Source organism: Halomonas faecis (assembly GCF_010993975.1).
GTDB lineage: Bacteria > Pseudomonadota > Gammaproteobacteria > Pseudomonadales > Halomonadaceae > Halomonas > Halomonas faecis.
This window is the reverse complement of record NZ_JAACZO010000011.1, coordinates 352,142-369,876: the sequence shown is the minus strand read 5'-3', so window position 1 is coordinate 369,876 and position 17,735 is coordinate 352,142. Positions and strand designations below refer to the sequence as shown.

Genomic DNA, 17,735 nt, shown 5'->3' with positions numbered 1-17,735 from the left:
GTGATGACGATAGCTGCACATGCTAATGGATCGGCTATGGGCTGCCCAGTGACGCGACTCACGTTCGTGGGGTAGCAATGGCCAGGGTCTTTTGCAGCACCTCGCAAAGTGCCCGGGCCGCCACCGACAGCTCCTGGCCGGCGCTGACCACGATGCCGACGGTGCGTTGGATGGGCGGGTCGTGAAGCGGACGGCAGCACGCCCCGAGCTCCTGCATCTGCTCCTGGCACAGAGCCGGGACGGCACTCACTCCGAGCCCGCTGGCCACCATGCGTCCCACGGTGGCCAGTTGATGGCTTTCGAAGGCCACCGGCAGCTCGGTGCCCCGGCGAGCCAGCGTGCGCTCGAGCAGGATGCGCACCATCGATGGTCGCTGCAGAGTGATGAAGTCGTGGGTCAGCAGCGCATTCCAGTCGATGCGTTCGGCATCGGCCAGCGGTGAGTCGGGAGGCACCACGGCAACGAAGGCGTCCTCGAAGAGGGGCAGGAAATCGATTCCCTCGTGGGACTGAGGCTCGAAGGCGACGCCAAGCTCGACCTGCCGCTGATGGACCATGTCGATCACCTGCTCGTTGATGACGTCGTGCACGGTGACGTTGACGCGGGGAAAGCGTTCGCGAAAGACCCGCAGTGCCGGTGGCAGGCGGTTGCAGGCGAAGGAGGGCATGGCCGCCACGGCCACTCGGCCGAGCTGCAGGGTAAAGCGCTGGCGCAGTAGTTCTTCGGTGTTGTCCCAGTCGGCGAGCATGCGCTTGGCCAGCGGAAGCAGCGTCTCGCCTTCCGGTGTGAGACGCACGCTGCGCGTGCTGCGAATCAGCAGCGGGCCGCCCAGGGTTTCCTCCAGCCCCTTGATGGCCAGGCTCAATGCCGGCTGCGACAGGTGTAGGTGTTCGCAGGCCTGGGTGAAGCTCAGGGTCTGGGCCACTGCCTGGAAGGCGCGAAGCTGCTTGACGGTCATGGTCATCGTTTTATTTATTAAATGGATTAATCCATAAAAAAAACAAACTTAACAAATATATTGGCCGAGTCAACACTGATCGAGTACCGTTTTTCACTCACCCCACAACAAGACGAGGCTTCGCGATGGCCGGATTCGACAAGCGCGTGTACTCCTTCGAAGAGGCAATGGAAGGTATCGAGAGCGGCATGACCGTAGCGGCCGGGGGCTTCGGCCTGTGCGGCATCCCCGAAAACCTGATCGCCGAGGTCAAACGTCGTGGCGTCAAGGACCTCACCGTGCTCTCCAACAACTGCGGGGTCGATGGTTTCGGCCTGGGATTGCTGCTCGAGGACAAGCAGATCAAGAAGATCTTTGCCTCCTACGTGGGCGAGAACGCCATGTTCGAGCAGCAGATGCTCAACGATGAGATCGAGGTCGTGTTGACGCCCCAGGGCACTCTGGCCGAGAAGATGCGCGCCGGCGGCGCGGGCATTCCGGCCTTCTACACCGCAACCGGTTACGGCACCCCGATCGGCGAGGGCAAGGAGGTGCGCGAGTTCAACGGCCGCCACTACATTCTCGAGGAGGCGTTTCACGCCGACTTCGCCATCGTCAAGGGCTGGAAGGCCGACCGCTACGGCAACGTCATGTATCGCGACACGGCCCAGAATTTCAATCCGCTGGCGGCCACCTGCGGCAAGGTCACCGTGGTCGAGGTCGAGGAAGTCGTCGAGCCGGGCGAGCTCAAGCCGGATCAGATCCATACGCCGGGGATCTACGTCGACCGCATCATTCAGGGCACCTTCGAGAAGCGCATCGAGAAGCGCACCGTGCGCGAGGGCTGATCGCGGTCGCACGTTTTACGGCAGGTGGCCGACGAGACTGGCCACACGCTTCTCTACCGAACACAAGAGGCAAATACCATGGCACTGACTCGTGAACAGATGGCGCAGCGCGTGGCGCAGGAACTGAAGGATGGCTTCTACGTCAACCTGGGGATTGGCATTCCCACTCTGGTGGCCAACTACGTGCCCGAGGGTATCGACGTGATGCTGCACTCGGAAAATGGGTTGCTCGGCATGGGGCGCTTTCCCACCGAGGAAGAGGTCGACCCGGACATGATCAATGCCGGTAAGCAGACCGTGACGGCCCGCCCGGGCGCAGCGATCTTCGACTCGGCGGAGTCCTTCGGCATGATCCGCGGCGGTCATGTCGATCTGACCGTTCTCGGGGCCTTCGAAGTCGATCAGGAGGGCAACATCGCTTCCTGGATGATTCCGGGCAAGCTGATCAAGGGCATGGGCGGTGCCATGGACCTAGTGGCCGGGGCCGAGAACATCATCTGCACCATGACCCATGCTTCCAAGCACGGCGAGTCCAAACTGCTCGAGAAGTGCACTCTGCCGTTGACCGGTGCCGGCTGCATCAATCGTGTGCTGACCGACCTGGCCTATCTGGAGATCGAGAATGGCACCTTCGTACTCAAGGAGCGTGCGCCGGGGGTGAGTGTCGAGGAAATCGTCGAGAAGACGGCAGGCAAGCTGAGCGTGCCGGATCACGTGCCGGAGATGACGTTCGACGCTTGAGGCGCGACGTGACGCCGAGCCCAACGAAGGCCCGAGCCGACCGGCTCGGGCCTTTGTCGAAAATCTGACCACATCGAGCCAGATGCCATGGCCATGCTGATCGGCGCTTGGGTGTCGTTCGCCTTGCACAGCGTTATCCACAGTTTTTGTGGATAACGGACGATCAACTGACTTCGCACCGCGTGTGGTGGGGGAGTAGCAGCTCCACGGCACGCTCATGATCGTCGCTGAGGCATTTTTGGACCAGCGCCAGGCCGCCCGGGTCGATGCGATGCTCATCGCCATCGGCGAAGGCCAGGCGCCGTGAGCCGGTGGGATAGAAGCGGTATTCGAGCAGCGGCGAAATGGGGAGGACCCCATGGTGACGGTCTGCGCTGCCGGATAGGCCGGCCTGCTCCATGGCGGCGTTCAGCGTGACCATGTCGCTGTCCAGACGCTCGCAGTCATAGCCTGCATGATGCATGCTCGGGCCCATCACGGCCAACCAACCAGCCAACGGGTGGGCGCCGTGCAGCATCCGGTAGGTTTGCCAGTCGGGCATGGGCCAGGGGCGCCCACGACAGAGCAGATCCTGACCGCGGGAGTCTCGCGGATGGGCGTGTTCGATGAGTTGGGTCAGGCTATCGCGTGGAGCGCGCGACAGCGTGCCCAGCTGGAGTTCGGCCAGTACCAGCCAGGCGCCGTCGTCTGCCGGAGCCAGAAGCGTTACCAGCAGACCACGGTCGGCCATGGCATAGCGTTGCATGGGCCTGTAGCCCAGTCGCGCCAGCGAGGGCGTGAGCTCGCGGGCGGCAAAGGGGCCGTGGTTGAGCGTCAGCAGAGTCAGGTATTCGGCTGGAGCGTCGGTTGGCCACAGGCGCAGAGCACCGATGTCTGGATGTCGGTGGATGTAGTCGAGCCAAAGCTGCTGGACGAATTCTTCCCGTTGCATCGCGCCGTTCCCTCTGTCCTGATGCGCCGTCAAACGACGTCAGTATAGGTCGTGGGCAACGATGAGCTTTCAACGGGATAAGCACGCAGGCCGACGCGGCGTCACTCCGGCTCAGGCGCTCTGGCTGGGCGCCAGTAGGCCGTGTTCACGGACGAACTGATCGAACTCGGTGAATCCGCCGACATGCCGTTGGTCGACGAAGATCTGCGGTACGGTGTGGACCGGCTTGCCGATGCGCTCGGCGAGGTCGGCCTTGCTGATGCCCTCGGCCCAGATGTTCACGTAGCGCTGTCCCTGAAGGGTTCCGGCGGCTTCGAGCCGCTCGGCCAGTGCCTGGGCGCGAGTGCAAAAGGGGCAGCCGGGACGACCGTAAATGACGACGAACATATTCAACCTCCTCGTTGGTCGACGCCATTCTGCCGGAGCATCGCGCTCGTCGCCAATAGTGCGCCACTAGCCATGTCATTGCCGGCTGCTATCGGGCCTGTCAGTCGAGTCGCTCGTCGTCCGCGGCGCGAAGCAGTTCGGCGAGCTCCTCGTGAACTTCGGGGCTCGCTACCAGCAGGTTTTCGCCGTAGAGGTCCCGGGGAATGCCTTCGGGGCAGGGGTACAGGTGGCCGGTGCGGGCACCGGCTTCGCGGGCAATCAAACGCCCGGCGGCGAAATCCCAAGGGGAGACGCTCTCGTAATAGGCGTCGAGCCGCCCGCACGCTACGTCGCACAGGTCGAGTGCCGCGGAGCCGTTGCGCCGAACGTCTCGGCAGTGGGTGAGCACGGCTTGCAATCGGCGCATGAGAGGGGGGCGGCCGTCGCGACGGTAGGGGAAGCCCGTGCCTACCAGGCAACGGTCGAGGTCGATGACGTGACTGGTGCGAATCGGCTTGCCGTTGCACAAGGCACCCTGGCCTTTCAGTGCGGTGAAGGTCTCGCCCAGGAATGGGGCATGGACCACGCCCAGGCACACTTCGCCTCGGCTTGCCCAGGCAATGGAAACGGCGACATGATGCAGGCCGTGTGCGAAATTCACCGTGCCGTCGATCGGGTCCACCACCCATAGGGCGTCGGCTTCGCCGAGCCGGTCGCGCTCCGGAGCCAGCTCCTCGCTGAGGCGCTCGTCGTCGGGTAACTTGGCGGCCAGACGCTCGCTGATCAGGGTGTCGATGGCCACATCGACATCGGTGACCAGTTCATGGCCGTCTTTGTAGTGATGGCTGAAACGATGCTCCCGGCGGGCATCGATGATACGTTCGCCCGCCTCCCGGGCGATGGTTTCGGCCAGCTCGAGGCGCTGTTGCGGACGCATTGTCGTTCCTCGTGGCAGGGTGAGCTGCCAGAATAGCAGGCGTATCGTTGCATGCCGAACGTGGACTTGGCCGATGAAGGAGATGCCATGCAGAGCTTGAGCCTCGATCAGTATGAACGGCTGCGCCGACTGGCGGCGACCTGGGAGCAGGACAGGCAAGAGGAATTGGCCACGGCAGCGCATGCCAATCCGCGCCTGTCGGTCGATACGCTGTGCTTTCAGGCGTTCGCCCCCTGGCCGGAGCAGGGGCCCGAGGAGGCCTATCTCGCCGGGGCTCTGATCACTCCGCTCTCGCTGTCGTTGGTGCTGGTAGCGGCCGAGTCAGCGACTGCTGCCCCGCAACCGGGACAGCGGCAGGCCTTTCGCTTTCCGTCGGGACGTTATCCGTTCACCGCGGAATGCCTCTCCGATGGTACCTGGTTGTGGCGCTGCGAACTGCTCGACGATCTTTCCGACCTGGATGCGGCCGAGGAGGCCAGCCGCCTGGCCCAGCGACTGATGGAGCGTGTGATGACGCCCGAAGCGTGAGGCTGGCGTCAACGCGGCGGGATGCTTATGCTGGGTGTTTTGCGCTGCCGCATTCCCACGACCCTTCGATTCACCGAGAGGAGCTTCTCCCATGACGCAAGCGACGACTACCCCGCGCGTGGCCCTGGTCACCGGTACCGCCAGCGGTATCGGCGAAGCCGTTGTCGACCACTTTAGAGAGCTCGGGCATCAGGTTCTCGCCGTGGATTTCAATGCGCAGGCAGCCGAGAAGGCCGAAGCGGTGGGAGCGGTATTCTTCCAGGCCGACCTGACCGATGGCGACGCTTGCCGGGCGGCCGTGGATGAGGCCATCAAGCGCTTCGGGCGGGTGGACATTCTGGTCAACAATGCCGGCATTCAGCACGTCTCCTCCATCGAGGACTTTCCCGAGACGAAGTGGCGCCAGATCGTCGACCTGATGCTCACGGCACCCTTTCTGCTCAGCCAGGCCTGCTGGCCATCCATGCGCGACAACGGCTGGGGGCGGATCGTCAACATCGCCTCGGTGCACGCCCAGGTGGCGTCTCCCGGCAAGGCGGCTTACATCAGCGCCAAGCACGGCCTGATCGGACTCACTAAGACAGCGGCCCTCGAGGGCGGTAGCCAGGGCATCACGGCGAATGCCATCTGTCCCGCCTACGTCAAGACCCCGCTGGTGGACAACCAGATCGCCGATCAGGCCAAGCTGCACGGCATGGACGAGCAGGCGGTGGTCGAGCAGGTAATGCTCAAGAATGCCGCCATCAAGCGCTTGATCGAACCCTCCGAGGTGGCGCAGATGGTCGCCTATCTCGCCTCCGATGCCGCTGGCGCAGTGACCGGGTCGAGCTGGAACATCGACCTGGGGTGGACGGCGCAATAGAGGGCGTCAGCGCCTCACCGGCCGCTTCTGCAGCTTGCGCTGCAGGGTGCGCCGGTGCATGCCCAGAGCCCGTGCGGTGGCGGAGATGTTGCCGTCGTGCTCCTGCAGCACCTTCTGGATGTGCTCCCAGGCGACCCGGTTGATGGAGGGTGGGCTGTCGGCCACCTCGGCATCCGGATCGCCCGTCTCCCGGTCCAGGGCGGTGAGGATCTCATCGGCATCGGCGGGTTTGCACAGGTAGTTCACCGCGCCGAGTTTGATGGCCTCCACGGCTGTGGCGATGCTGGAATAGCCCGTCAGTACCACGACGCGGCAGTTGGGTACGATGTCGAGCAACTCCGGCAGCAGTTTGAGGCCGGAACTGTGTTCGAGCTTGAGATCCAGGGTGGCGATTTGGGGCTGGTGCTGCCTCGCGAAGCTCAGTGCCTGGTCGGCATCGTGCGCCACCAACACCTCGAAACCGCGTCGCGTCAGGGCGCGTGACAGCACGTGGCAGAACATCTCGTCGTCATCGATGATCAGCAGGCGGGAGTCGGTGTCTTGCATGGCGTCCTCGTCGTGTGGGTGGTTCAGGCGTGGCTACGAGGCAGGATCACTTCGGTCAGCGTGCCCCCCTCAGGATGATTGTACAGGCTTACACCGCCGCCGAAGCGATTGATGGTGGCATGAGTCAAGAACAGACCGATGCCCAGGCCCTTGCTCTTGGTCGATACGAAGGTTTCGCCGAGTTGATCGGCGATGTCCATGGCCACCCCGGGACCACGGTCGCGTATGTCGATCACCACGTCGTCGGCAGTCCACTCCAGCGAGATGTGAATGTCGTCGGGACTGGCATCGGCGGCATTGTTGAGCAGGTTGGTAAGCGCCTGGTCGAGAGTGGCGTCGACGGTCAGCCAGGGCGTGCCGCGCTGGTCGGCGATGGCCAGACGGTGGCTCACGTCGGGGCGCAGCACCAGCCAGCGCTGTACCACGCCGGTCAGCCAGTCGCGAGCGTCGCGGTGCTCGGGCACTGCCATTCGGCGCCTATCGGCACTCTCCACCAGATGGCGGAGCCGCGACTTGCACAGCTCGACCTGCTGGCGTAGCAGGTCGATGTCCTGACGCAGCGGCTCGTTGGCTTCGGCATCCTTGCGCATGTCGCTCAACAGCACCGCCATGGTCGATAGCGGCGTGCCCAACTCATGGGCCGTGCCGGCTGCCTGGGTGGCGACCGCGAGCACCTGCTCGCTGCGCAGCGCCGCTTCGCGGGTGTGCGAGAGGGCCTGGTCTCGGTGTCGTAGGGCATGTGCCATCTTGTAGATGAAGAAGGAGACCAGGCCGGCCGACAGCGCGAAGTTCAGCCACATCCCCAGTACGTGCAGGTTGAGCGTTTCTCCACCGTAGTGCTGAGTGAGCTGCGGTACTGGGTGATAGGCGAACAGCAGCAGGGTGTAGGCGAGCAATGCCACGGCGGCAATGATCCAGGCGCAGTGCCAGGGCAGGGTGGCAGCGGCGATGGTCACCGGGACCAGGTAGTAGGTGATGAAAGGGTTGGTGGAACCGCCCGTGAAGTAGAACAGCAGAGTCAGTCCGACCAGGTCGGCCAGCAGGTGGAGAAGATTTTCCGGGTGGGTGACGGCCCAGTGGCGTCCCAGCCGCCACCAGGTCAGGAGGTTGATCAACCCCATGGCGACGACCACGCCGATCACCGCTTCCACCTGAAGGTCGAAGTGGAGCAGTTCGATGCCGATGATGATGGCGACCAGGAACCCGGTCCAGGTGATGCCGCGTACGATGGTCAGGCGAACCAGGTTGCGGCTGGGGGTCGACAACGGCAAGGGCAGGGTGGCGGGCATGGCGACTTCCGGTCCAATACGACAGGCCATGATAGCGTTTCATGCGCATGTCGACAGCTATTCAGTGGCGGGCGGACGTCAGCTCGGCGATTGTCAAAGGTAATTGGAACTGACTATCGGCGAAGAAAAAAACGATAAGCTCGCTACGTCCACATCCGATATTCTGCGCTCGCGCATGCCTGAAAGCGACACGCCTGTCGTGATTGCACGATCGACGGTCACCGAAGGCAGACAAGAACAATGGCGGCTGCGGCCCACCCTGACGGGCCTGGCCATGTGCATGTGGGAGAGAAAGATCATGTCGATGTCATCGCACGCAACCCCGTCCGGCGCTCCGGTTCCTGCCAAGAAGGCATTGAGCATAGGCTTCCTGTTGCTGGAAAATTTCACCCTGATCTCGCTGGCGTCGGCCATCGAACCACTGCGCATGGCCAACCAGCTCGCCGGCAGCGAACTGTATCGCTGGTACACGCTCACGGTGGATGGCGAGCCGGTCAGCGCCAGCGATGGCCTGAGGGTGACGCCCGATGTGTCGGTCCGTACGCCGCTCAGTCTCGACATGGTCATCGTGTGTGGTGGCGTGGGTCCCCACCGCAGCGTGCAGCGCGAGCACGTCACTTGGCTGCAGGGCCAGGCGCGCTTATCACGCCGCCTCGGCGCCATCTGCACCGGCAGTTGGGCACTGGCCAAAGCGGGCCTACTCGACGACTACGAGGTGAGCACGCACTGGGAGTGCATGGCGGCGATGCGCGAGGCGTTTCCGCGCGTCGGGCTGACCACGCGTGTGTTTTCGATCGACCGTGACAGGGCGACCTGCTCCGGTGGTACGGCGCCGCTCGATATGATGCTCACGTTGATCAAGTGTGATCATGGTCGCGAGCTTGCGGCAGGCATCTCCGAGATGTTCATTTGCGAACGCGTGCGCAGTGATCAGGATCTGCAGCGCATCCCTCTGCGCCATGTACTGGGCACCAACCAACCCAAACTGCTGGAGATCGTGGCGCTGATGGAGTCCAACCTCGAAGAGCCCATCGGCCTCGATGAACTGGCCAGCTACGTCGGTGTCTCGCGGCGTCAGCTCGAGCGACTGTTCCAGAAGAATCTGCACTGCTCGCCGTCGCGCTACTACCTCAAGCTGCGCTTGACTCGCGCCCGCCAACTGCTCAAGCAGACGGCGATGTCGATCATCGAGGTCGCCTCGGCTTGCGGCTTCGTCTCCACGCCGCACTTCTCCAAGTGCTATCGGGAGTTTTTCGGTATCCCGCCGCGCGACGAGCGCATCGGCCATCTCAACCCGCCGGTGCGGCTCGAGCAAAGGGAAGCCGAGGCACTGTTCCGTCAGGCTGCCTTCCAGGCCGTGCCCGAGGAGCCGGTTTCCAGCGCCATCGTGGCCCTCGACCAGGCGCGTGGCGAACCCACCTACGCCAGCGTGGCGGTGAGACCCTGAACGCTGCGTCCCATTCCAATCTGACTTCCCACCGAGGCCGCAATTGCGGCCTCTTCCTTTTCTCACCTGGCCTGCCATGACGCTGGCATGGCCGCTCACTCCGTCGCATCGACTCAGCCGATGACGTTTTTGGAATCCTCGCCGTCGTTTCCAGCGGGCGTCCTCCCGGTGGCCCGGCGCTATGCTGCCGCCAGGCAACGACCATTACGGAGACCCTGCCATGACCTCTCACCAGCTGCACCAGGACGCCATCGTCATCGATGGATTGATCATCGCCAAATGGAACCGCGAGCTGCTCGAGGATATGCGCCGCGGTGGCCTCACGGCGGCCAACTGCACCGTGTCGGTGTGGGAGGGGTTCCAGGCCACCGTCGACAATATCGTCAAGTCCAACCAGCTGATGGCCGAGTGCAGCGACCTGGTTCGCCCGGTGCGCACCACCGCTGACATCACACGCGCCAAAGAAGAGGGCAAGACCGGCATCATCTACGGTTTCCAGAACGCCCATGCCTTCGAGGACCAGATCGGCTACGTGGAGATCTTCAAACAGCTCGGCGTGGGCATCGTGCAGCTGTGCTACAACACCCAGAACCTGGTGGGCACCGGCTGCTACGAGCGCGACGGCGGGCTCTCCGGCTTCGGCCGCGAGATCGTCGCCGAGATGAACCGCGTGGGCATCATGTGCGACCTCTCCCACGTCGGCGCCAACACCTCCGAGGAGGTGATCCTCGAATCGAAAAAGCCGGTCTGCTACTCCCACTGCCTGCCGTCCGGGCTCAAGGAGCACCCCCGCAACAAGTCCGACGCGGAGCTGAAGTTCATCGCCGACCACGGCGGCTTCGTCGGCGTGACCATGTTCACCCCCTTCCTGCGCGCCGGCGTCGATGCCACCGTCGACGACTACGTCGAGGCCATCGAGTACGTGATGAACATCGTCGGCGAGGACGCCATCGGCATCGGCACCGACTTCACCCAGGGCCATGGCCAGGACTTCTTCGAGTGGCTGACCCATGACAAGGGCTACGCCCGCCGCCTGACCCGCTTCGGCGAGATCATCAATCCCGAGGGCATCCGCACCATCGGCGAGTTTCCCAACCTGACCGAAGCCCTGCTGCGTCGTGGCTTCAGCGAGCCACAGGTGCGCAAGATCATGGGCGAGAACTGGGTGCGTGTCCTGAAGGATGTCTGGGGCGCCTGACGATGGCGGCTGAGGCGACTCCTTGGCGAGGAGCGCCGGGGACAAGCCGAAGAGGAGGTCCGATTCCAGGGAGGGAATCGGTAGCGTACAGGGAAGTATTTACAGCGCCTCCTCGCAGGCTTGTCGCCGGACCAGCTCCGAGCGGTGCCGCCAAAGGCAATGGTCTTGCCGCTGAGAAATAACAATCATCAAGATTCGAGGAATCCGACTGTGACCAAGATGGCCCCCGAACTGCCCATCGAAGTGGACGTCGAGACTGGCGTCTGGACCACCGACGCCTTGCCGATGCTCTACGTGCCGCGGCACTTCTTCATCAACAACCATGTGGCCGTGGAAGAGGCGCTGGGTGCCGAGACGTACGCTGAGATCCTCTACGACGCCGGCTACAAGAGTGCCTGGCACTGGTGCGAGAAGGAGGCCGAGCTGCACGGTCTCGACGGCGTCAATGTCTTCGAGCACTACATGAAGCGCCTCTCCCAGCGCGGCTGGGGTCACTTCATCATTGATGCCATCGACCTCGACGCCGGCACCTGTCGGGTACGTCTGGAGCACAGCGCTTTCGTCTATCAGATGGGCAAGGTGGGCCGCAAGGTGGAGTACATGTTCACCGGCTGGTTCGCCGGCGCCATGGACCAGATCCTCGCCGCGCGTGGAAGCGCGATGCGCACCGTCGCCGCACAGACCCAGAGCGCCGCCGAGACCGGCTGCGACGTGGGCATTTTCGAAGTCGAGCCACTGCGCGGTGCCGTGCAGGGCTGAGGGGGGAATCACCATGGCATTCGACGCGATCTTCCAGCCGATCGAAATCGGCAAGCTGACCATCCGTAATCGCGTGGTCAGCACCGCCCACGCCGAGGTGCACGCCACCGACGGCGGCATGACCACCGAGCGCTACGTCAAGTATTACGAGGAGAAGGCCAAGGGTGGCTGCGGCCTGTGCATCTGCGGCGGCTCCTCGGTGGTCTCCATCGACAGCCCCCAGGCCTGGTGGAGCTCGGTGAACCTCTCTACCGACCGGATCATTCCGCACTTCCAGAATCTCGCCGATGCCGTGCACCAGCACGGCGGCAAGATCATGATCCAGATCACCCACATGGGGCGCCGCTCGCGGTGGGACGGCTTCGACTGGCCGACCCTGCTGTCGCCGTCGGGCATCCGCGAGCCGGTGCACCGCTCCACTTGCAAGACCATCGAGGAGGAGGAGATCTGGCGGATCGTCGGCGACTTTGCCCAGGCGGCGCGCCGGGCCAAGGAGGGCGGTCTCGACGGGGTCGAGCTGTCCGCGGTCCACCAGCACCTGATCGACCAGTTCTGGAGCCCGCGGGTCAACAAGCGTACTGACCAGTGGGGCGGCAGCTTCGAAGGCCGCATGAAATTTGGCCTGGAGGTACTCAAGGCGGTTCGCGCCGAGGTCGGCGACGACTTTGTGGTGGGCATGCGCATCTGCGGCGACGAGTTCCATCCGGATGGGCTCTCCCACGACGACATGAAGCAGATTGCCGGCTACTACGACGCTACCGGCAAGGTGGACTTCTTCGGCGTGGTCGGCTCGGGTTGCGACACTCATGACACCCTAGCCAACGTCATTCCCAACATGTCCTACCCGCCGGAGCCCTTCCTGCACCTGGCGGCGGGCATCAAGGAAGTGGTCTCCGCCCCGGTGATCCATGCCCAGAACATCAAGGACCCCAACCAGGCAAGCCGCATCCTCGAGGGCGGCTACGTCGACCTGGTGGGCATGACCCGCGCGCACATCGCCGACCCGCACCTGATCGCCAAGATCAAGATGGGCCAGGTCGACCAGATCAAGCAGTGCGTGGGCGCCAACTACTGCATCGACCGCCAGTACCAGGGCCTGGACGTGCTGTGCATCCAGAACGCCGCCACCTCGCGTGAATACCTGGGCCTGCCGCACCTCATCGAGAAGAGCGAAGGGCCCACGCGCAAGGTAGTCGTGGTGGGCGGTGGCCCCGGCGGCATGGAGGCGGCCAAGGTGGCGGCCGAACGCGGGCACGACGTGACCCTGTTCGAGGCCGCCGAGGCCCTGGGCGGGCAGATCACCATCGCCGCCCAGGCCCCGCAGCGCGATCAGATCGCCGGTATCACCCGCTGGTACCAATTGGAGCTGGCGCGCTTGAACGTCGACCTGCGCCTGGGAACCCGCGCCGACGAGGCGACCCTGCTCGACCTGCGCCCGGACGTCGTGGTGCTGGCCACCGGCGGCCAGCCCTTCCTCAGCCAGTTCCCGGAGTGGGGCTACTCGGAGAATCCCGAGGAGAGCCTGGTGGTCAGTACCTGGGACGTGCTCTCCGGCAAGGTCGCGCCGGGCAAGAACGTATTGATCTACGATGCCATCTGCGAATTTTCCGGCGTCTCGGCGGCGGACTACCTGGCCGACAAGGGCGCCAAGGTCGAGATCGTCACCGACGACATCAAGCCGGGCGCGGCGGTGGGTGGCACCACCTTCCCCACCTACTACCGCAGCCTCTACGAGAAGGAGGTGATCATGACCTCCGACCTGATGCTGCACAAGGTCTACCGCGAGGGCAGCGGTCTGGTGGCGGTGCTCGAAAACGAGTACACCGGTGCCCTGGAGGAGCGGGTGGTCGACCAGGTGGTGGTGGAAAACGGCGTGCGTCCCGACGAGGCGCTCTACTACGCGCTCAAGGCGCAGTCGCGCAACAACGGGCAAGTGGACCTGGAGGCGCTTTACGCCGCCAAGCCGCAACCCTGCCTGAGCGAGGCGGGCGAGGGCTTCCTGCTGTTCCGCCTGGGCGACTGCACGGCGCCGCGCAATACGCATGCGGCCATCTATGACGCTCTGCGGATCTGCAAGGACTTCTGAAGACGCTTCGCGTCAGCTACGAGCTGCGGGCCACGAGTCGCGAGCAAGAGTGCCGCTCGAGGCCCGTAGCTCGAAGCCCGCATACTGAGGTTGCCACCATGCTCGATACCTTACTGCCGATACTTATCTTCGCCGCCCTGGGCCTGGCGGCGATCGGCGCCTGGCGGCGTGTTCGCCTGTGGCGACAAGGGCGGCCGTCGAAGGTTGCCATCCTGCGTGGCTTGGCCGCCATGCCGCGCCGCTACCTGGTGGATCTGCACCACGTGGTGGCGCGCGACAAGGTCATGTCCAATACCCACGTGGCCACTGCGGGCGGCTTCGTCGCCGCCATGGGGCTGGCGATCGTCGTCCATGGTCTGGGCCTTGCCGAGGGCGTCCTGGGCTGGTTGCTGCTGGCGGCCAGTGCTGCCATGTTCGTGGGCAGTCTGTTCGTCGCCAGAAGGCGGCGCAATCCATCGGCGCGGCTTTCCAAGGGGCCGTGGATGCGGCTGCCCAAGAGCCTGATGGCGTTTTCGTTGAGCGTTTTCGCCATCACCCTGCCTGCCGTGGGCCTGCTGCCGGAAGATTTCGGTAGCTGGGTCGTGGCCGTGGCGCTGGTTGCGGTGCTGGTGTGGGGCTTGGGCGAGATGGTCTTCGGCATGACCTGGGGCGGGCCCATGAAGCACGCCTTCGCCGGCGCCCTGCACCTGGCCTTCCATCGCCGCCCCGAGCGCTTCGGTGAGGGCAACCGTTCCACCGGCCTCAAGGCGCTGGACCTGGACAACCCCAAGGCCCCGCTCGGCGTCGAGACGCCCAGCGACTTCACCTGGAACCAGTTGCTCGGTTTCGACGCCTGCGTGCAGTGCGGGCGCTGCGAGGCGGTCTGCCCGGCCTTCGCCGCCGGCCAGCCGCTCAACCCCAAGAAGCTGATTCAGGACATGGTGGTGGGCCTGGCCGGGGGCAGCGATGCGGGCTATGCCGGCTCGCCCCACCCTTCACAAGGGCTTGGGGGCAAGCCAGTGGGCGAGCACCACGGCACCCCCCATGGGCCCATCGTGGCCCGCGATGGCAAGGCCCTCGTAGACGCCGACACCCTGTGGTCCTGCACCACCTGCCGGGCCTGCGTGGAAGAGTGTCCGATGATGATCGAACACGTCGATGCTATCGTCGACATGCGCCGCTTCCTGACCCTCGAGCACGGCAACACGCCGGGCAAGGGGGCCGAGGTGCTCGACAACCTGATCGCCACCGACAATCCCGGCGGCTTCGACCCCGGCTCGCGGCTGCACTGGGCGGCGGACCTGAACCTGCCGCTGATGGCCGACGTCAAGCAGACCGACGTGCTGCTGTGGCTGGGCGACGGCGCCTTCGACATGCGCAATCAGCGCACGCTGCGTGCCTTCGTCAAGGTGCTGCGCGCCGCAGAGGTGGACTTCGCGGTGCTCGGCAACGAGGAGCGCGACAGCGGCGACGTGGCACGCCGCTTGGGTGACGAGGCCACCTTCCAGTCGCTGGCCAAGCGCAATATCGCCACCCTGTCCCAGTACCGCTTCCAGCGCATTGTCACCTGCGACCCGCACAGCTTCCACGTGCTCGGCAACGAGTACGGCGAGCTGGGTGGCGCGTATGACGTGTGCCATCACAGCACTTTCATCGCCGAACTGTATGATGCCGGCCGGCTGGCCTTCGCACCCTGGAAGGGCGGCAACGTCACCTATCACGATCCCTGTTATCTCGGCCGCTACAACGGCGAATACGACGCACCGCGCAACGTGCTCAAGGCGCTGGGTATCGAGGTCAAGGAGATGGCGCGCTCCGGCTTCCGCTCGCGCTGCTGCGGCGGCGGTGGCGGGGCGCCGATCACCGATATTCCCGGCGAGCGGCGGATTCCCGATATGCGCATGAACGACGTCAAGGAAACCGGCGCCGAGCTGGTGGCCGTGGGCTGCCCGCAGTGCACCGCCATGCTCGAGGGCGTGGTGGACGGCCCCGCCGAGGTGCGCGATATCGCCGAGCTGGTCGCCGACGCCCTGGTGGAGACGCCCGCCGACGGTGAGACACAGTCACAGCGGCCCCTGGCCGTGGAGGTGGTGTGATGAGCGAGATCAAGCGTCGCGATCCCCGCACGGAGTGGATCGCCCGTAACCGCCTGCATCCGCAGCACCTGGAAGTCCTGGCCGAGCTCGGCCAGGGCGTGGCCAGCGAGTGGATGGGGTCCGCGGGCATCGTCCGCCGTAACCCGCACGCCGTGGGCTTCATGGGCCCTAACGGTATCAAGCGCATCGACCGCAGCGGCGTCCAGCAGGGCGCCGGCGGCGGCGGGGCCGCCAAGTCGACCGCCCAGAGCAAGCCGCTGGTCGAGATCGAGGCCCCGGCCTTCCTGGTCGCGGTGGTGCCGGACCTGAGCGGTGGGCGCCTCTCGAGTCACGATCGCGACCTGCTGGGCCTGGCCCGCCAACTGGCCGACGCCGATCCCGAGCGGCGGGGGGCAGTGATGGCCGTGGTTGTCGGCGCCCACAAGGAGGACAGTTATGCGGATGCCGGCGTCGATCGCTTGCTGCACCTCGAGTCGCCGGAACTGGACGGCTATGCGCCGGAGGCTCGAGTCGGCGCTCTGGTGGCGGTGGAGGAGGCCTGGGAGCCGCGCCACTGGCTGCTGCCCGACTCCAAGCTCGGCGGCGCCGACCTGGGGCGGCGGCTGGCGGTGCGCCTGGGCGAGCGGCCGGCCACCGGCGTCTGGCAGATCGAGGCCGACGCCCGGGGCGAAGGTGGTAGCGGTTGGCGCTGCACGGCGCGGGGTGCGGCGAACACCCTGGACATCCAGCGGCCCCTACCGCGGGTGGTGTTGGCGCTCGCCGAGTGCGCCGAGCCGGTCAGCGAGACCCGCCATGCCGCCCAACCACTGGTGTTGGCGCAACCGCTGCCGGCGCAGCTCTCGCGCATCGAGGATCTGGGCCCAGTGGCCGTGGATCCCGCGGGCGTGGCGCTGGCCGAGGCCGAATTCATCCTCTCTGCCGGTAATGGCGTACGCGACTGGGACGGTTTCCATCGGGCCGCCAAGATGCTGGGGGCCACCGAGGGGGCATCCCGGGTGGCGGTCGACGACGGTTTCATGCCGCGGGACCGCCAGGTGGGCGCTACCGGCATCTGGGTCACCGCCCGGGTCTACGTGGCCGTGGGTATCAGTGGCGCCATCCAGCACCTCCAGGGGATCCAGAGCTGCGACAAGGTGGTGGCGATCAACATGGATTCCGGATGCGACATGATCAAGCGTGCCGACCTGGCGGTGATCGGCGACTCGGCCCAAGTGCTCGAGGCGCTGGTCGCGCTGGTGGAGCAAGAGCGAGAGGAGAAGCGTCATGCGGCCTGAAATCCGCGATACCCCGTCACTGGAGGTTACCGTGCTGGTCTCCGTGGGGCGCCATCCGCTGACCGGCCGGGGACGTCGTGCCGACCAGGACGCTCGGGGCGTCGAGCTGGCCCGGGGGTTGCCGGAGGCCGAGGTTCAACTGCTGCATGCCGGGACCCTGAACGAGGGTAGCGAGACCGCCTTGCGTGGCTATTTGGGCATGGGCTTCGATGCACTGACCCTGCTCGAGCAGCCCGAGGGCGCCGACATCCTGCCGGCGCTGGCCGAGACTCTGGATGAGGCATCTCCCCAACTGGTGATTACCGGCGAATGCGCCGAACGCGGCGAGGGGTCGGGCTTGCTGCCCTACCTGCTGGCCGAGCGGCTGGGCTGGCCGACGGTCAGCGGCGTGGTGGCGGTGGAGGGCATCGCGGCGGGCGTCGCCACCCTGTTGCAGGCCCTGCCGCGGGGGCAGCGGCGGCGCCTCGAGGTGCGTCTGCCGGCCATCGTCAGCGTCGACGGCGCCGCCCCGGCGCCGCGCCAGAGCGCCTATGGCCCGGCAAGACGTGGCCAGCTGGCGTTCGTCCCTGGGGCGGTCAGCCTCGACGATGACTGGGCAGGCTGGCAGGTGCAGCGGGCTCGTAAGCGCCCCAAGCGACTCAAGATCGTCAAGGCCGCGTCGGCCCGCGACCGTTTCAAGGCCGCGGCAGCCAAGGCCGAGGGTGGCGGCGGTCAGGTACTCGAAGACGTTACCCCTGAGCAGGGCGCTGCGGCGATTTTCAAGCTTCTCAAGGACGAGGGCGTGCTGCGTTAGGCGAGCATGCCGCTTCGCACGACGAAAAGGCCCCGGTCACGGATCGGGGCCCGTCACGTGGCCTGAAGATCCCGGAGACGACCCAATCCGACGCAGCGATGTCGCGATCAGGCATCGC

Annotated in this window: 17 protein-coding genes; 11 read left to right on the top strand and 6 right to left on the bottom strand. The window is 65.3% G+C overall.

The genetic code is table 11. From position 1 onward, the window contains the following. Positions 1 to 58: 58 nt before the first annotated feature. Positions 59 to 958, bottom strand: a complete 900-nt coding sequence (locus GFD32_RS07165) for a LysR family transcriptional regulator (protein WP_163575868.1) — start codon at positions 956 to 958, stop codon at positions 59 to 61. 125 nt (positions 959 to 1,083) lie between these two features. On the opposite strand from GFD32_RS07165, the gene GFD32_RS07160 reads away from it, so the two are divergent. Both GFD32_RS07160 and GFD32_RS07155 read left to right on the top strand, forming a co-directional pair. Further along, positions 1,084 to 1,785, top strand: coding sequence for a CoA transferase subunit A (locus GFD32_RS07160; protein ID WP_163575867.1), 702 nt, complete (start codon positions 1,084 to 1,086; stop codon positions 1,783 to 1,785). Positions 1,786 to 1,863: 78 nt separating this feature from the next. Continuing rightward, positions 1,864 to 2,526 (top strand): CoA transferase subunit B, encoded by a 663-nt coding sequence (locus GFD32_RS07155; protein WP_163575866.1) that lies wholly within the window; start codon positions 1,864 to 1,866, stop codon positions 2,524 to 2,526. Positions 2,527 to 2,689: 163 nt separating this feature from the next. On the opposite strand, the gene GFD32_RS07150 is transcribed toward GFD32_RS07155, so the two are convergent. From GFD32_RS07150 to GFD32_RS07140, 3 genes are all read right to left on the bottom strand, one after another. Beyond that, positions 2,690 to 3,457 carry a VOC family protein gene (locus tag GFD32_RS07150; RefSeq protein ID WP_163575865.1) on the bottom strand — a complete coding sequence of 256 codons (768 nt, stop codon included), beginning with the start codon at positions 3,455 to 3,457 and terminating at the stop codon, positions 2,690 to 2,692. A 111-nt stretch (positions 3,458 to 3,568) separates the two neighbouring features. Next, positions 3,569 to 3,844 carry a GrxA family glutaredoxin gene (locus GFD32_RS07145; RefSeq protein ID WP_163575864.1) on the bottom strand — a complete coding sequence of 92 codons (276 nt, stop codon included), beginning with the start codon at positions 3,842 to 3,844 and terminating at the stop codon, positions 3,569 to 3,571. Positions 3,845 to 3,944: 100 nt separating this feature from the next. Then, positions 3,945 to 4,760 carry an inositol monophosphatase family protein gene (locus GFD32_RS07140; protein ID WP_163575863.1) on the bottom strand — a complete coding sequence of 272 codons (816 nt, stop codon included), beginning with the start codon at positions 4,758 to 4,760 and terminating at the stop codon, positions 3,945 to 3,947. 87 nt (positions 4,761 to 4,847) lie between these two features. On the opposite strand from GFD32_RS07140, the gene hybE reads away from it, so the two are divergent. Together hybE and GFD32_RS07130 are read left to right on the top strand one after the other, a co-directional pair. Beyond that, complete coding sequence (gene hybE, locus GFD32_RS07135) at positions 4,848 to 5,288, top strand: [NiFe]-hydrogenase assembly chaperone HybE (RefSeq protein ID WP_163575862.1); 441 nt, start codon at positions 4,848 to 4,850, stop codon at positions 5,286 to 5,288. Positions 5,289 to 5,379: 91 nt separating this feature from the next. Then, positions 5,380 to 6,150 (top strand): 3-hydroxybutyrate dehydrogenase, encoded by a 771-nt coding sequence (locus GFD32_RS07130; RefSeq protein WP_163575861.1) that lies wholly within the window; start codon positions 5,380 to 5,382, stop codon positions 6,148 to 6,150. A 6-nt stretch (positions 6,151 to 6,156) separates the two neighbouring features. On the opposite strand, the gene GFD32_RS07125 is transcribed toward GFD32_RS07130, so the two are convergent. Both GFD32_RS07125 and GFD32_RS07120 read right to left on the bottom strand, forming a co-directional pair. Beyond that, positions 6,157 to 6,696, bottom strand: a complete 540-nt coding sequence (locus tag GFD32_RS07125; protein WP_163575860.1) for a response regulator transcription factor — start codon at positions 6,694 to 6,696, stop codon at positions 6,157 to 6,159. 23 nt (positions 6,697 to 6,719) lie between these two features. Next, a complete protein-coding gene (locus tag GFD32_RS07120; protein ID WP_163576070.1) occupies positions 6,720 to 7,985 on the bottom strand; it encodes an ATP-binding protein in 1,266 nt (421 codons plus the stop codon). 304 nt (positions 7,986 to 8,289) lie between these two features. Here GFD32_RS07120 and gbdR point away from each other — a divergent pair, with 304 nt between their 5' ends. The 7 genes from gbdR (at position 8,290) to etfB (ending at position 17,617) form a co-directional block, all read left to right on the top strand. Beyond that, positions 8,290 to 9,432, top strand: coding sequence for a choline metabolism transcriptional regulator GbdR (gene gbdR / locus GFD32_RS07115; protein ID WP_163576069.1), 1,143 nt, complete (start codon positions 8,290 to 8,292; stop codon positions 9,430 to 9,432). A gap of 220 nt (positions 9,433 to 9,652) precedes the next feature. Further along, positions 9,653 to 10,630 carry a dipeptidase gene (locus tag GFD32_RS07110; RefSeq protein ID WP_163575859.1) on the top strand — a complete coding sequence of 326 codons (978 nt, stop codon included), beginning with the start codon at positions 9,653 to 9,655 and terminating at the stop codon, positions 10,628 to 10,630. Between the two features lie 210 nt (positions 10,631 to 10,840). Then, entirely contained in the window at positions 10,841 to 11,389 is a 549-nt protein-coding gene (locus tag GFD32_RS07105) for a DUF5943 domain-containing protein (RefSeq protein ID WP_163575858.1), read from the top strand. Between the two features lie 13 nt (positions 11,390 to 11,402). Further along, positions 11,403 to 13,475: a dimethylglycine demethylation protein DgcA gene (dgcA, locus tag GFD32_RS07100; protein ID WP_163575857.1), complete on the top strand. Its 2,073-nt coding sequence runs from the start codon at positions 11,403 to 11,405 to the stop codon at positions 13,473 to 13,475. 98 nt (positions 13,476 to 13,573) lie between these two features. Further along, positions 13,574 to 15,550: a (Fe-S)-binding protein gene (locus tag GFD32_RS07095; RefSeq protein ID WP_163575856.1), complete on the top strand. Its 1,977-nt coding sequence runs from the start codon at positions 13,574 to 13,576 to the stop codon at positions 15,548 to 15,550. Further along, a complete protein-coding gene (gene etfA / locus GFD32_RS07090; RefSeq protein WP_163575855.1) occupies positions 15,550 to 16,824 on the top strand; it encodes an electron transfer flavoprotein subunit alpha in 1,275 nt (424 codons plus the stop codon). The genes GFD32_RS07095 and etfA overlap by 1 nt, the downstream gene beginning before the upstream one ends. Then, positions 16,814 to 17,617 (top strand): electron transfer flavoprotein subunit beta, encoded by an 804-nt coding sequence (gene etfB / locus GFD32_RS07085; RefSeq protein WP_163575854.1) that lies wholly within the window; start codon positions 16,814 to 16,816, stop codon positions 17,615 to 17,617. The genes etfA and etfB overlap by 11 nt, the downstream gene beginning before the upstream one ends. The last annotated feature ends 118 nt before the right edge of the window (positions 17,618 to 17,735 follow it).

Bases quoted from the DNA above. Each gene is read 5' to 3' on its own strand.
- GFD32_RS07165 (WP_163575868.1), bottom strand. From the start codon at position 958: ATGACCGTCAAGCAGCTTCGCGCCTTCCAGGCAGTGGCCCAGACCCTG.
- GFD32_RS07160 (WP_163575867.1), top strand. From the start codon at position 1,084: ATGGCCGGATTCGACAAGCGCGTGTACTCCTTCGAAGAGGCAATGGAA.
- GFD32_RS07155 (WP_163575866.1), top strand. From the start codon at position 1,864: ATGGCACTGACTCGTGAACAGATGGCGCAGCGCGTGGCGCAGGAACTG.
- GFD32_RS07150 (WP_163575865.1), bottom strand. From the start codon at position 3,457: ATGCAACGGGAAGAATTCGTCCAGCAGCTTTGGCTCGACTACATCCAC.
- GFD32_RS07145 (WP_163575864.1), bottom strand. From the start codon at position 3,844: ATGTTCGTCGTCATTTACGGTCGTCCCGGCTGCCCCTTTTGCACTCGC.
- GFD32_RS07140 (WP_163575863.1), bottom strand. From the start codon at position 4,760: ATGCGTCCGCAACAGCGCCTCGAGCTGGCCGAAACCATCGCCCGGGAG.
- hybE (WP_163575862.1), top strand. From the start codon at position 4,848: ATGCAGAGCTTGAGCCTCGATCAGTATGAACGGCTGCGCCGACTGGCG.
- GFD32_RS07130 (WP_163575861.1), top strand. From the start codon at position 5,380: ATGACGCAAGCGACGACTACCCCGCGCGTGGCCCTGGTCACCGGTACC.
- GFD32_RS07125 (WP_163575860.1), bottom strand. From the start codon at position 6,696: ATGCAAGACACCGACTCCCGCCTGCTGATCATCGATGACGACGAGATG.
- GFD32_RS07120 (WP_163576070.1), bottom strand. From the start codon at position 7,985: ATGCCCGCCACCCTGCCCTTGCCGTTGTCGACCCCCAGCCGCAACCTG.
- gbdR (WP_163576069.1), top strand. From the start codon at position 8,290: ATGTCATCGCACGCAACCCCGTCCGGCGCTCCGGTTCCTGCCAAGAAG.
- GFD32_RS07110 (WP_163575859.1), top strand. From the start codon at position 9,653: ATGACCTCTCACCAGCTGCACCAGGACGCCATCGTCATCGATGGATTG.
- dgcA (WP_163575857.1), top strand. From the start codon at position 11,403: ATGGCATTCGACGCGATCTTCCAGCCGATCGAAATCGGCAAGCTGACC.
- GFD32_RS07095 (WP_163575856.1), top strand. From the start codon at position 13,574: ATGCTCGATACCTTACTGCCGATACTTATCTTCGCCGCCCTGGGCCTG.
- etfA (WP_163575855.1), top strand. From the start codon at position 15,550: ATGAGCGAGATCAAGCGTCGCGATCCCCGCACGGAGTGGATCGCCCGT.
- etfB (WP_163575854.1), top strand. From the start codon at position 16,814: ATGCGGCCTGAAATCCGCGATACCCCGTCACTGGAGGTTACCGTGCTG.